A 12,716-nucleotide genomic window follows, 5' to 3' on the forward strand; every position below is an offset into this window, starting at 1 on the left:
GTCTTTCACCTCGCATAACGGGATAGGTTGAGTAAAATGCCGAGTGCCGTGAGCATCAGAGTCAGTGATGAGCCGCCATAGCTGATCAGCGGAAGCGTGATGCCGGTAACCGGCATGAGGCCGATGACGACGCCGATGTTGATGACGACCTGAACAGCCACCATGCAGACGATGCCTACCGCCAGATAGCTGCCGAAACGGTCCGGGAGGCTCATCGCCACCTTCATGCCCCGCCAGATCAGGATCAGAAACAGGAGCAGCACCATCAGCCCTCCGATGAACCCCAGCTCCTCAGCCAATATGGAAAAAATAAAATCAGTCTGCGGCTCCGGCACATAGCTGTATTTTTGCCGGCTCATGCCGAGCCCCAGCCCGCCAAGCCCTCCGGGTCCAATCGCATACAGTGACTGGATAATCTGGTAACCGGCACCCAGGGGATCGGACCAGGGGTCCAGAAACGCCGTAATCCGCTGCAGGCGGTAAGGTGCAGCAGCCACCAGTGCCGCAAAACCCGCCACACCCAGAGCGCCCAGGGACAGCAGATGCTTCATCCGGGCCCCCGCTGTAAAAACCATCATCAGGGCGGCGCCAAACATGACGGTGCCTGTCCCCAGGTCCGGCTGCAGCATGATCAGCGCAAAGGCGGAGCCGATCAGCGCCAGCGGAGGCAGCAGCCCCCGTGTGAAGGCCGAGATATCATAATCCTCCTTGCCCAGCCAGTTGGCCAGATACAGAATCATCCCCATCTTCATGAATTCGGAGGGCTGAATCCCGAAGGAACTGATGCCGAGCCAGCTGCGGGCTCCGCCGCGCACCACGCCGATGCCGGGAATCAGCACCATGACGAGCAGAATGAAGCAGACAATCAGCGCCGGTCTGGCAAACTTCTTCAGCACCAGATAATCGGTGTTCGCGGTGACGAACATTGCGCCAAGTCCTAGCCCCGCGAACAATAGCTGTCTTTTAACAAAATAAAACGAATCGCCATAATTGCGGAAGCCCAATACGGACCCTGCGCTGTAGACCATCACCATACCGATGGCCAGCAGGGACAGAATAACCATCAGTATCCAGATATCGGGCGCATGACGGGATTTGTTCATCAGGAGCACACCTCTTGCCTTGGTAGTAGGGGCTTATCCACCCCCCTACTTAAAGGTTATGCACCGCCTCTTTAAAAATACGCCCGCGCTCCTCATAGGATGTAAACATATCCCAACTGGCACAGGCAGGAGACAGGAGAACGATATCTCCCGCTTCCGCCAGAGCGGAAGCCTCCCGCACGGCTTCTTGCAGCACGGCGGCGGCGCTCTCCCCATTATCGACGGAGATAATGCGCTTTACTCCTGCCATGCCTGCAACGGCTGCCAGCTTGTCCTTGGTCTGCCCCAGCGCCACAAGGGCTTTGACGCCGCCGAGGACAGGCAGCAGCTCCATATAGTCAGAGCCGCGGTCCAGCCCGCCGGCAATCAGAACCACCGGCTTCCGGAAGGAAGCCAGCGCCATGGAGGTCGCTTTGGAGTTGGTCGCTTTGGAGTTGTTGTAATAAGCAGCACCTGCTTTATCCGCCACATACTCCAACCGGTGCTCCACGCCTCTGAAATTCGCCAGCACTTCCGCCAGCCCGGCAGGGTCTGCGCCCGCAGCGATGGCTATCCCGCAGGCAGCCAGCGCATTCTCCACGTTGAAGCGGCCCGGCAGGCCGATCGAATCCACAGCGGCAATTTCCGTCTCACTCCCGGAATAATCCCGGTAGACAATCATCCGCTTAAGGTCATCCTCGGTTTCCGGAACAAAGGCCGGACGGACAAAGACCCCCTGAACCAGCTCCTCAGTCATGGAGAACGGGAGAATTCCCGCCTTGATATAAGGCACGAGTTCCCGGCAGACTGGATCATCCCAGTTCAGTACCGCAGTATCGCTTGGCTCCTGATTGGCAAACAGCTTAGCCTTGGAGGCTATGTAATCCTCCATTCCGCCATGATAATCCAGATGAGTCTCAGCCACATTCAGCAGACAGCCCACCTTAGGGCGGAACGCTTTTGTGCCTTTGAGCTGAAAGCTGCTGAGCTCGACAACCATCCAGTTGTCTGCGTGAGCCTCCTGTGCGGCCTGGCAGAGGGGTGTGCCGATGTTCCCGGCTACAATAGGGTTCATTCCCGCAGCGTCCAGCATGCGGCCCACCCAGGTGGTTGTCGTCGTCTTGCCGTTGGAACCGGTAATCCCAATCATCGGTGCTGCACACAGGTGGTAGGCTACCTCCACCTCGGTCACTACCTCAATGCCCAGCTCCAGCGCTTTTTGAACGGGAGGCACGGAATAGGGGATGCCCGGGTTCTTAACCACAAGGCTCACACCCGGGTGAATCAATCCCTCCGGATGACCGCCGCATATAACAGAAATTCCCAAAGATTCCAAGTCGGAAGCTTCGGGACTTTGATCTCTTTCTTTTTTGTCGTTAACCGTTACGGCCGCGCCGTGCTCATGCAGCACCTTGGCCACCTGGACGCCACTTTTGGCTAGGCCCAGGACGACCACTTCTTTACCGCGGTATTGATCTGGATGCTCCATTCTTTACAACCCCTTGCTCAAGATTAATCCAATTGCCGCCAGCACCAGGCTAACCGCCCAGAAGGAGACGACTACCCGCCATTCCGACCAGCCGCCCAGTTCAAAATGATGGTGGATCGGGCTCATGCGGAAAATGCGTTTGCCGCGTGTTTTGAACGAGGTGACCTGCAGTACGACAGACAGCATTTCAATAACGAACACACCGCCGATTACAACAAAAAGCAGCTCGCTTTTGGTGACAATGGAAATCGCCCCTATAGCGCCGCCAATCCCGAAGGAACCGAAATCACCCATGAATACCTTCGCCGGATGCGCATTGAACACCAGAAAGCCAAGAACCGCCCCGATCATTGCCGCCGCACAGACGCCGGCTGCAATCGAAGTAGCCTGCATAGCCACCACGGCAAAGGCAGCGAGCGCAATCGCACTCACACCTGACAGCAGCCCATCTACTCCATCGGTAAAATTCACGGCATTTGTTACAGCCATCATCATGACGATAATGAACGGATAGTAAAACCAGCCGCCCCAATCGAAGCTGATGGAGGTGCCCGGGATACTGATGCCGGTATTATGCCCGGCGTTAATCAGCAGCACGCACATCACCGCTCCGACCACCAGCTGGCCCAGCAGTTTCTGGCGCGGAGTCAGCCCCAGGGAACGTTTGAACGCAATTTTGATGTAGTCGTCCAGGAAGCCGATCAGCCCATAGCCAAGCGCAGCAACCAGCAGAACATAGAAGTCAGAGTTCACGACTGAAAATTTCAGAAAAGACAATGTAAAGGCCACCATGATGATAATGCCGCCCATCGTAGGTGTTCCTGCTTTTTTCAAATGGGTTTGTGGTCCGTCGTCACGGACCTGCTGCCCGAATTTCATCCTCCGCAGCAGCGGAATGAACAGCGGAGCGGCAATGACCGCAAGGATAAAGGATACAGCAATAGTCAGCAGAAGTAGTTGATAATCCATGGGTACACCCCCTCCATTAGTTTGGTTCTGTCTGAGAATGGTCGTTCAGGCTGTGCAGCACTTCCTCAAGACGCATTCCCCGGGAAGCTTTGAACAGCACAACATCCCTTGGATCGATTTGGCCGGTTAAGGCTGCAGTAAGCTCCCTTTTATCCGTAAAAGCAAACACGCGTCCAGGACCAAACCGTTCTTCCGCCTTCCGGGCGATGTGTGCTGAAAGAGGGCCAAAAGTAAACACCAGGTCTGTTTGGGCAGGATCAAGGTAACTGCCGATCTCCTCATGGAAAAGTGCCTCATCCGGCCCAAGTTCCAGCATGTCCCCGAGCACAGCGATTCTTTTGCCGCCGCATTTCATGGCCTGCAGCACATCAATGGCTGCTCTCATGGAGGTAGGACTCGCATTATAGGCGTCGTTCAGCATAGTCAGGCCTGAAGCCGCCTGCAGCATTTCAATCCGCATGCCGGTTAGCTTAAGCTTGCTTAAACCCTCTTCAATGTTATCTTCGGATATGCTGAAGTGGCGGGCAACCGCCAGCGCTGCCAGAGCATTCACCACGTTATGCTGCCCGGGAAGCGGCAAGGTGAAGGCATGCTCTGCATGAAGATGGGAAGTAAAGGTCATCCCCCCCATATGCGTCATCACCCCTGTCGGGAAGTCAGCATTGTCAGAAGACAAGCCAAAGCGGAAGGTTCTCATCCCCTCCGGGGCACGGAACGCCGGCTCTGCAATAACCTCGGCAAGGAGCGGTTCGTCGCCGTTATAAATCAGTAGACCTCCAGGCTTCAGCCCTTCGGCGATTTCCAGCTTGGCCCGGGCAATTTCCTTACGGGAACCGAGCTGCAGCAAATGGGATTCGCCTACATTGGTAATGACAGCCACATCAGGCGGCGCCAGGGAAGCCAGCAGTGCAATCTCTCCGCGCGAGCTCATCCCCATTTCCAGTACAGCGATCTGAACCTTCTCGTTCATAGAAAGAATCGTCAGCGGCAAACCGATATGGTTATTGAAATTGCCTTGGGTTTTGTGAACGGTGTATTGTCTCTCCAGCAAGGCAGAGATCATGTCCTTCGTGGTTGTCTTCCCGTTACTGCCGGTAACGGCAACCACCTGAGGAGCGATTTGGCTTAAATAAGCGGAGGACAGCTTCTGCAGCGCAGAGAGCGTGTCGTCCACCAGGATCACACTGCCATTCTCAGGAGCTGCACCTTTATTCCGCTGCCATAAGGTGGCGGCGGCGCCTGCCGCCAAGGAGGCGGCACTATAATCATGTCCGTCAAAATGATCTCCAATCAGCGGAACGAACAGACAGGCAGGCGTAATTTTGCGGGAGTCGGTAACGACTCCCGCAATTCTCTTATCCATATCATAGGCGGAGGACAGCTCTCCTCCGCACATGGCAGCGATGTTTCGCAGCGTTCTTGTAATCAATAGCTTCGGCCCCTTATAACTTCTTTGGCGACGACGCGGTCATCGAAATCATGAACCACTCCGCCGATCAGCTGATAGGTCTCGTGACCTTTCCCCGCAATCAATACTACATCGCTGGGGCTTGCCATTTCAATAGCTTTTCTGATGGCTTCCCGGCGGTCCACAATCATGTCGTAGCGGTCCTGGGCCACTCCATCTTCCTTCAAACCTGCTTCAATATCCTTCAGGATCAGCTGCGGATCTTCGGTGCGCGGATTGTCTGAAGTCACGAAGACGTGATCACTGTATTTTGCAGCAATTTTGCCCATCAGCGGACGTTTGGTCGTGTCTCTGTCCCCGCCGCAGCCGAAGACGGTAAGCACCTTGCCGGCGGCAAACTCGCAAACTGCCCGCAGCACATTTTCCAATCCATCCGGGGTATGGGCATAGTCTACAATCACTGCGAAGTCCTGGCCTTCGTCCACTGACTCCACACGTCCGGCCACTCCGGCTACCGACTCAAGGCTGGCCTTGATCTCCAATAGCGGCACATCCTCCAGCAAAGCGGCGGAAATCGCCGCCAGCGCATTATACACATTGAATTTGCCGACCATCCGCAGTGAAATGTCAGCCTCTCCCTTAAACGTATCCACATGGAAAAAAGTTCCTTTGGACGTGATGGAAATTTGCGAAGCCCGGACATTCGCAGGACTATCGATGCCGTATGTAATGACCTCTGCGGCAGTTTGTGCGGCAAAATAGACGCTTGCCTCGTCGTCTGCGTTCAGCACGGCGTATTTGCGCTCCTCTTTCCAGGGCGAAATTACGTTCCCGAGCCGGGAAAAAAACAGCCCTTTGACCGCGCGGTACTCCTCCATCGTATGATGATAATCCAGATGATCCTGGGTCAAATTGGTAAATATAGCGGTGCGGTAATCGGTCCCCTTCACCCGCCCCTGCTGGAGCGCATGGGAGGAGACCTCCATCACACAGCACTGTACCCCTTTTTGGACCATATCGCTTAGCGTACGCTGCAGCTCAAGTGATTCCTGTGTGGTGCCTGAGGCAGGAAAGGTCTGCCCGTCATAGCGCATCTGTATCGTTCCAATCAGGCCAGTCTTGATGTTCTGATCCTGCATAATGCGCTCAATCAGATAGGTAGTTGTCGTTTTGCCGTTCGTGCCGGTCACGCCGATCATTCTCATCCGGCTGCTCGGTGAGCCAAAAAAAGCATTCGACAATACAGCCATCGCAAACCGGCAGTCATCCACCACTATCTGCGGCAGATCAATATCAAGCCTGCGCTCACAGACAAGAGCAGAAGCACCATTCGCGGCAGCCTGCGGGGCAAAATCATGCCCGTCCACCGTAAAGCCCGGCAGGCAAATGAACAAATCACCGGGCTTGACCCGGCGTGAATCCGCCTGAAGGCCCGTAATCTCCGTTTCTCCATTCCCATATAGACGTGAAGCCGCAAGACAAGAAGAAAATTCATTTACTTTCATAGCCATCCCTCACTCTTCAAAGAAGATATCCAACATTATTTCCCATCTTCAGCACCCATATAAATCCGGATGGTCGAACCGCGTTCGACTCTGGCACCCGCTTTTGGCGCCTGGTTGATTACTGTATTGCCTGTTCCGGATCGTGCGAGTGTAAAGTTCATATTCAAATCCTCGTAAATATCCTGGACGGTGGCCCCTGTAAGATCGGGAACCGTCACAATCGGAGTTTCACCGTATTTATAGGTTTTGGGAAGCTGGTCTTTACGTTCCGGAACCTTCATGTAATGCAGGGAATCCTCTAAGATATTTTGCACGATTGGAGCTGCCACAACGCCCCCGAACTGAATACCCTTCGGATTATCCACTGCCGTATACACTACGATCTGCGGATCATCCGCTGGTGCAAAGCCGATAAACGATACAATATGTTCCGTAGGAGAATACCGGCCGTTAATTACCTTTTGTGCCGTCCCTGTCTTGCCTCCCACACGGTAGCCGTCAATAAAAGCCGGCCGGCCTGTGCCTTTGGCAACCACGCTCTCAAGGGCAGCACGCACCTTCTTCGAGGTTTCCTCCGAGATGACCTGACGCACCATCTCCGGCTCCACCTCTGATACCGTCTCCCCGGTATCCGGATTGATCCAGGCCTTGGCGACATGCGGCGTGTAGAGCCTCCCGCCGTTAATGGCCGCCGAAACCGCGGCTATCTGCTGAATCGGCGTGACGGACACCCCTTGCCCAAATGCAGTAGTCGCCAGCTCAACCGGCCCCACCTGCGCAGGCTTGAACAGAATTCCGCTTGCTTCCCCGTTCAGATCAATGCCGGTCTTGGCGCCAAAGCCGAAATCACGGATATATTTGAACAGGCTATCTTTGCCCAGCCTTTGTCCCAGCGCTACAAAACCCGGATTACAGGAGTTCTCCACCACTTCAAGGAAGGTCTGGCTGCCATGCCCGCCTTTTTTCCAGCAGCGCAGTTTGGCTCCGCCGACCTCAATATACCCGGGATCAAAAAAATGCTCATTCTGCAAATCCACCTTGCCCTCCTGAAGCGCAGCGGCCAAAGTGATAATTTTGAAGGTGGACCCTGGTTCGTAAGTCATCCAGATCGGCAGGTTGCGGTTATAGACCCCGGCGTCATATTCCTTATAAGCCCCAGGTTCATACCCCGGTCTGCTGGCCATCGCCAGAATCTCGCCATTCTTAGGGTTCATCGCAATCGCCCAGCTGCCCTGAGCCTGATATTTCACCATCGCCTGATCCAGCTCGCGTTCCATAATGGACTGGATCTGCTTGTCGATCGTCAGCTGCAGATTAAGGCCGTCCTGGGGAGCTGAATATTTTTCCGAGGACCCCGGCATCAGCCTGCCCCCGGCATCGGACAGATATGAGATATCGCCGGCGCTGCCTTGGAGCAGCTTGTCATATATGCTCTCTACCCCGGTTATGCCCTGATTGTCGATACCGGTGAAGCCAAGAATATGGGCCGCCAGATCGCCGTAGGGATAAAACCGCTTGTTGTCCTCAGCCACAACGATGCCCGGCAGCTGCAAATCACGGATGCTCGCAGCCAGCTCCATCGTAATTTTGCGGCCCCCGGGCTGTAGCTTCACCGATGACTGACTTTTGGACAGCAAAGTGATCAGCTTCATCTCGCTCATGCCGAGCAGTGGAGCCAGCGTCTGTGCTGTTTTTTCCTTTTCCTTCACTTGTACGGGAACTGCATAAACCGTCGGGGAGCTGATATTATAAGCGAGCGCAATCCCTTCCCGGTCCAATATTTCACCGCGTTTGGCGGTAAAGGGAATATTGCGGCGCCACTGGCTTTCTGCCTTGGCACTCAGTTTTTCGCCTTCGGACAGCTGCACATAGGCCAGCCGCACGGCCAGAGAGCCGAACAACACGGCCAGTCCCAGCAGCGTCCACAGCATTCTCCGGCGAGTGACGACTTTTGAAACCTTCATTCCGTTCCCCCTCTTTCGCTGCTCTAGACATGAGCTCTTATCTTCATGACTATTCAGGACAAACAGGGGTTAGAACAAGCCTATGCCGCAGGCTCTATTCTTCCGGCTTTTCTTCCTCCACAGGAGGAACAGGAATGTTCTCGCCGTATTCATTTACAGGATTGAGCTTGAGTGTAACCAGTGTCTTGCCATTCTTGAGTCCTTGGGCCTGCTCGGACACATAACCTTCGCCCTCCACGGCAATCCCCACTTTGAGCAGGCTGAGAACTTCCAGAGCGTCCCGCAGCGACTGCCCTTTCAAATCCGGGATCACGAGTTTGTCCCCCTGCTGGCTCAGCAGATAAATGCGCTGTCCTGATGCCAGTGGTGTCCCTTTTTCAGGATATTGGCTGACGACGGTTGTACCCTCGCCCACCGCTTCAAAATCAAAACCCTGATCAATCAGCAGCTGTCTGGCCGCCTGCATCGTTTTGCCGGTCAGCTCCGGCGCGGAACGTTGGGCGGGAGCAGCAGCCTTAACCGTTTTGGAAGTGCTGTCCGCAGTCTCCGTACTCGCCTTGGGCACTCCCATATAAGGCAGCGCCTGCGAGACAATCTCCTGGAATACTGGAGCAGCAACCGCTCCCCCGCCTTCCCCGTCCTGCGGCTCATCGATAATAACGATCACCGCAATCTTCGGATCATTTACCGGCGCATAGCCGATAAATGAAGACAGCACCTTGTTCCGGTCATAATCTTTACCGTTGACCTTAATCGCAGTACCGGTCTTACCCGCCACACGATAGCCTTCAATGTAGGCATGGCGTCCGGTTCCTTTGACTTGGTCAGCAACCACCTGTTCCAGGTAGCTCCCTGTTTTCCGGGCGCTTTCCTTCGAAATGACCTGGCGCACCACTTCAGGCTGGGTAACAGTTTTCTTCCCGGTATTCGGGTCGGTAATCTCCTTGACGACATGCGGAACCATCAGTTTGCCGCCATTGGCGATGGCTGCCACAGCCGTCAGCTGCTGAATGGGTGTAACCAGCACCTTGCCGTGGCCGTAGGCCAGGGTTGCATTTTCGACAGACCTGTTCGGGTCAGGATTGACAATACCAATAGTTTCTCCCGGCAGGTCAATTCCAGTTTTTTCATTGAAGCCAAAATCATCGATATACTGCAGCAGCCGTTCCGGACCAAGCATCTCAAATCCGAGCTTAACGAAGGCTACGTTGCTGGAGCGCTTCACGCCATCAAGGAAACTAATCCTCCCCCAGCCTACTCTGTTGATATCATGGAGCGCCCTACTGTACCCCTTGATGTAGATTTGACCGGATTGAAATTTTTCCTCAGGATTGAACAGCTTCTCCTCCACGGCTCCAGCCAGTGTAACAATCTTAAATGTTGAACCCGGTTCATACCTGGATTTGACGGCATGGTTATAGAATCCCCCCGCATCTTTGGTATTCCAGAATTCATTCGGGTTGAAGGTAGGCATATTCGCCAAACCGAGGATTTCCATCGTATTCGGATCGGCGGCTATGACACTAATCGTCTTGGGCCTGTATTTGTCATACGCCTTTTGCATTGCTTGTTCAATATAGTGTTGAATCGTGCTGTCTATCGTCAGCTTGAAATTACTCCCATTTACCACGGGCTGGTAGGTATCCTGGGAATTGGGAAGCTTGATCCCCTTGCCGTCACTTTGATAGGAAAGCTTGCCGTCCGTACCTTTGAGCTGCTTGTCAAAATATTTCTCCAGCCCCATAATCGCATTGCCGTCTCTGTCGGTATAGCCCAGGATATGCGCGGCAAGCGTATCTTTGGGATAATAGCGCTTCTGCTCCGTGACGTAACCGACTCCAGTCTCCCGGATATCATGCTTCTTGCCTAATTCCTCATAAAAGGCAACGACCTTATCCTTAAGCTCCTTGTTGATCTTCCAGCCTTCGTTGCGGATTTCGCGGTTCTTAAGATACTTGCCATCCTTATCCTTGGCCTCAACTAATTTCTTAAGCTCATCCTCCGGCTTGCCCAGCAGCTCATGCAGCCCATCGATTACTTCCTGCCCGATCCCCTGCTCTGCAATAACCTCAGGGCTAACGACAATGGTATACGCCGGGACATCGCTGGCCAGAACATTGCCGTTGCGGTCCTCAATCTCACCCCGTACCGCCTTGATCGTTGCGGAATGAGCCCACTGCTTGGCGGCCTTCTCCTGCCAGTACTCGCCATTCAGCACCTGCACCCAAAACACCCGGGCGACTAAAACAAGAAAAAAGAGGGTAATACACCCTCCTATAAACAGCGTGCGAAGTTTTATTCTTTTTAACATAAACCAACCTCACATACTCAATTATTGCGATTGCCGCCAATCGCTGATTAATGGTCGCCTTTAGTGGCTGTACTGCTCAGGGGAACATAGATGGTTGAATCCTCGGAAGGCTTGGTGTATCCAAGCTCTGCCGCCCGCTGGGCCACCGACTGTTCAAGCGTCTGCTTCTCCATCTGAAAGGTGGCAATATCCTTTTTGGTGGAGGATATCTTGGCATCCAGCTCCTGCGCCTGCAGATTCAAATCGTAAATATGCACATAACGCCAAATCAGGGTGGCAGCCACCAGTACAAACACGCCCAGTGTCAGCATGTACAGCAGCTTCTCCTGCAGCGGCAGCACCATTCGTCTCGTGACTACTTTCGTCTTCTCGCGGTAAAGCCTGTCTGCCTCTTCTTTTCTTTTGGGTTGAACTGCTAAGTTGCCGCGGGTATAGGCCATCTCTGACTCTCCTTTATCGTTATTTACAATTTCTCTGCAATCCGCAGCTTCGCCGAACGGGCGCGCGGGTTCAGCTCCAGCTCTTCCTCTGAAGGCACGAGCGGCTTGCGGTTAATCAGCTTCAGGGTGCCTTCCGCACCGCATACGCAAAACGGAAAATCAGGCGGACACGTGCATCTGCTTAAATAGCCGCTGAAAATCTGCTTGCAGATCCGGTCCTCCAGCGAGTGAAAGGTGATAACCGATACTCTTCCTCCGGGTGCCAGGCAGCGCACTGCTGCGTGAAGCCCTTCCTCAAAAGCACCAAGCTCATCATTCACCGCGATCCGCAGACCCTGAAAGCTCCGTTTGGCAGGATGTCCTCCCGTTCTGCGCGCAGCTGCCGGAATGCCTTCCTTAATCAGCTCCGCCAATTCTCCCGTGCTCTCCACAGGGTGTTCTTCTCTCCGCTCTACAATCTTGCGGGCAATCCGCCGTGAGAACTTCTCTTCTCCATACTGGAAAAGCACACGGGCAATCTCCTGTTCAGGCCAGGTATTGACTATTTCGGCTGCGGTCAACTGAGCGGACTGATCCATCCGCATGTCCAGCGGAGCATCGTGATTATAGCTGAATCCCCGTTCCCCTTCGTCAAACTGGGGCGAGGATACACCAAGATCGTACAGAATGCCATCTACTTGGGGGACACCGTCCTTTTGCGGAACAAAAGGGAGTTCCTTCAGCACTTGCTCGAGATCGCGGAAGTTGGTTTTCACCAAAACCACCTTCTCGCCGTATTCGGCGAGCCGCTCCCTTGCATTCTCCAGCGCCCAGTCATCCTGATCCAGACAGATCAGCCGGCCTTCGCCGCTGAGCCTCCCGGCAATCAGAGAGCTGTGACCGGCTCCGCCGAGCGTGCAGTCTACGTAAATGCCATCCTTCTTGATGTGCAGCCCTTCTGTTGCTTCTTCCTTAAGCACCGTGATGTGGTGAAACAAGCTGCATCCCTCCAGGGCAGTATTCGAATATTGTATGTGTTATAGATCGAAGTTGAAATCCACCAGTTTCTCGGCAATCTCGTTGAACGTTTCCTCTGACTGTTCGAAGTACTGCTCCCATAGCTCCTTGTTCCAGATCTCCACCCGGTTCGAAACGCCCAGAATTACACAGTCCTTGTCCAGCTTGGCATATTGCCGCAAATTCCCCGGCAGGTTAACTCTGCCTTGCTTGTCCCACACACATTCGGTCGCTCCCGAGAAAAAAAAGCGGCTGAAGGCACGGGCATCCGATTTCATCAGTGAAAGGCTTTTGAGCTTTTGCTCCATGATTCCCCATTCTTCCATGGGATAAACAAATAGACAAGTGTCGAGGCCGCGGGTCGCTACGAAGGAGGTCCCGAGCATGTCACGGAACTTGGCCGGAATAATGATGCGGCCTTTGTCATCAATGCTATGCTGGTATTCCCCCATAAACATGATTATTCCCCACCCCTAATTACCGATTCCCCACTTTGCCCCACTTTACACCACCTAAGCATAATAGATTCGCCATTAAAAATCAAAAACCTTT

Annotated in this window: 10 protein-coding genes; all 10 read right to left on the reverse strand. The window is 54.0% G+C overall.

Translation table 11 applies throughout. The features are described 5' to 3' along the window. Positions 1-5 precede the first annotated feature (5 nt). Positions 6-1,103 carry a stage V sporulation protein E gene (gene spoVE, locus BLQ82_RS11685; RefSeq protein ID WP_062527025.1) on the reverse strand — a complete coding sequence of 366 codons (1,098 nt, stop codon included), beginning with the start codon at positions 1,101-1,103 and terminating at the stop codon, positions 6-8. A gap of 49 nt (positions 1,104-1,152) precedes the next feature. After that, positions 1,153-2,571 (reverse strand): UDP-N-acetylmuramoyl-L-alanine--D-glutamate ligase, encoded by a 1,419-nt coding sequence (gene murD / locus BLQ82_RS11690; protein ID WP_062527023.1) that lies wholly within the window; start codon positions 2,569-2,571, stop codon positions 1,153-1,155. A 3-nt stretch (positions 2,572-2,574) separates the two neighbouring features. Then, entirely contained in the window at positions 2,575-3,540 is a 966-nt protein-coding gene (mraY, locus tag BLQ82_RS11695) for a phospho-N-acetylmuramoyl-pentapeptide-transferase (RefSeq protein WP_062527021.1), read from the reverse strand. Between the two features lie 16 nt (positions 3,541-3,556). Then, the gene (locus tag BLQ82_RS11700; protein ID WP_062527018.1) at positions 3,557-4,969 is read right to left on the reverse strand and encodes a UDP-N-acetylmuramoyl-tripeptide--D-alanyl-D-alanine ligase; all 1,413 of its coding nucleotides are present in this window, start codon (positions 4,967-4,969) and stop codon (positions 3,557-3,559) included. Further along, positions 4,966-6,453: a UDP-N-acetylmuramoyl-L-alanyl-D-glutamate--2,6-diaminopimelate ligase gene (locus tag BLQ82_RS11705; RefSeq protein ID WP_062527785.1), complete on the reverse strand. Its 1,488-nt coding sequence runs from the start codon at positions 6,451-6,453 to the stop codon at positions 4,966-4,968. The genes BLQ82_RS11700 and BLQ82_RS11705 overlap by 4 nt, the downstream gene beginning before the upstream one ends. A 35-nt stretch (positions 6,454-6,488) precedes the next feature. Then, the gene (locus BLQ82_RS11710) at positions 6,489-8,417 is read right to left on the reverse strand and encodes a stage V sporulation protein D (protein ID WP_062527017.1); all 1,929 of its coding nucleotides are present in this window, start codon (positions 8,415-8,417) and stop codon (positions 6,489-6,491) included. A 94-nt stretch (positions 8,418-8,511) separates the two neighbouring features. After that, positions 8,512-10,728 (reverse strand): penicillin-binding transpeptidase domain-containing protein, encoded by a 2,217-nt coding sequence (locus BLQ82_RS11715; RefSeq protein ID WP_062527015.1) that lies wholly within the window; start codon positions 10,726-10,728, stop codon positions 8,512-8,514. 47 nt (positions 10,729-10,775) lie between these two features. Continuing rightward, complete coding sequence (locus tag BLQ82_RS11720) at positions 10,776-11,168, reverse strand: hypothetical protein (protein WP_062527013.1); 393 nt, start codon at positions 11,166-11,168, stop codon at positions 10,776-10,778. A gap of 23 nt (positions 11,169-11,191) precedes the next feature. Further along, positions 11,192-12,145, reverse strand: a complete 954-nt coding sequence (gene rsmH, locus BLQ82_RS11725) for a 16S rRNA (cytosine(1402)-N(4))-methyltransferase RsmH (RefSeq protein ID WP_062527010.1) — start codon at positions 12,143-12,145, stop codon at positions 11,192-11,194. Between the two features lie 39 nt (positions 12,146-12,184). Beyond that, a complete protein-coding gene (gene mraZ, locus BLQ82_RS11730; RefSeq protein ID WP_020427850.1) occupies positions 12,185-12,622 on the reverse strand; it encodes a division/cell wall cluster transcriptional repressor MraZ in 438 nt (145 codons plus the stop codon). Positions 12,623-12,716: the final 94 nt, after the last annotated feature.

Origin of the sequence: Paenibacillus jilunlii (assembly GCF_900102965.1) — a bacterium.
Classification (GTDB): domain Bacteria; phylum Bacillota; class Bacilli; order Paenibacillales; family Paenibacillaceae; genus Paenibacillus_AQ; species Paenibacillus_AQ jilunlii.

Bases quoted from the DNA above. Each gene is read 5' to 3' on its own strand.
- mraZ (WP_020427850.1), bottom strand. From the start codon at position 12,622: ATGTTTATGGGGGAATACCAGCATAGCATTGATGACAAAGGCCGCATC.
- murD (WP_062527023.1), bottom strand. From the start codon at position 2,571: ATGGAGCATCCAGATCAATACCGCGGTAAAGAAGTGGTCGTCCTGGGC.
- BLQ82_RS11720 (WP_062527013.1), bottom strand. From the start codon at position 11,168: ATGGCCTATACCCGCGGCAACTTAGCAGTTCAACCCAAAAGAAAAGAA.
- BLQ82_RS11705 (WP_062527785.1), bottom strand. From the start codon at position 6,453: ATGAAAGTAAATGAATTTTCTTCTTGTCTTGCGGCTTCACGTCTATAT.
- spoVE (WP_062527025.1), bottom strand. From the start codon at position 1,103: ATGAACAAATCCCGTCATGCGCCCGATATCTGGATACTGATGGTTATT.
- BLQ82_RS11710 (WP_062527017.1), bottom strand. From the start codon at position 8,417: ATGAAGGTTTCAAAAGTCGTCACTCGCCGGAGAATGCTGTGGACGCTG.
- BLQ82_RS11715 (WP_062527015.1), bottom strand. From the start codon at position 10,728: ATGTTAAAAAGAATAAAACTTCGCACGCTGTTTATAGGAGGGTGTATT.
- mraY (WP_062527021.1), bottom strand. From the start codon at position 3,540: ATGGATTATCAACTACTTCTGCTGACTATTGCTGTATCCTTTATCCTT.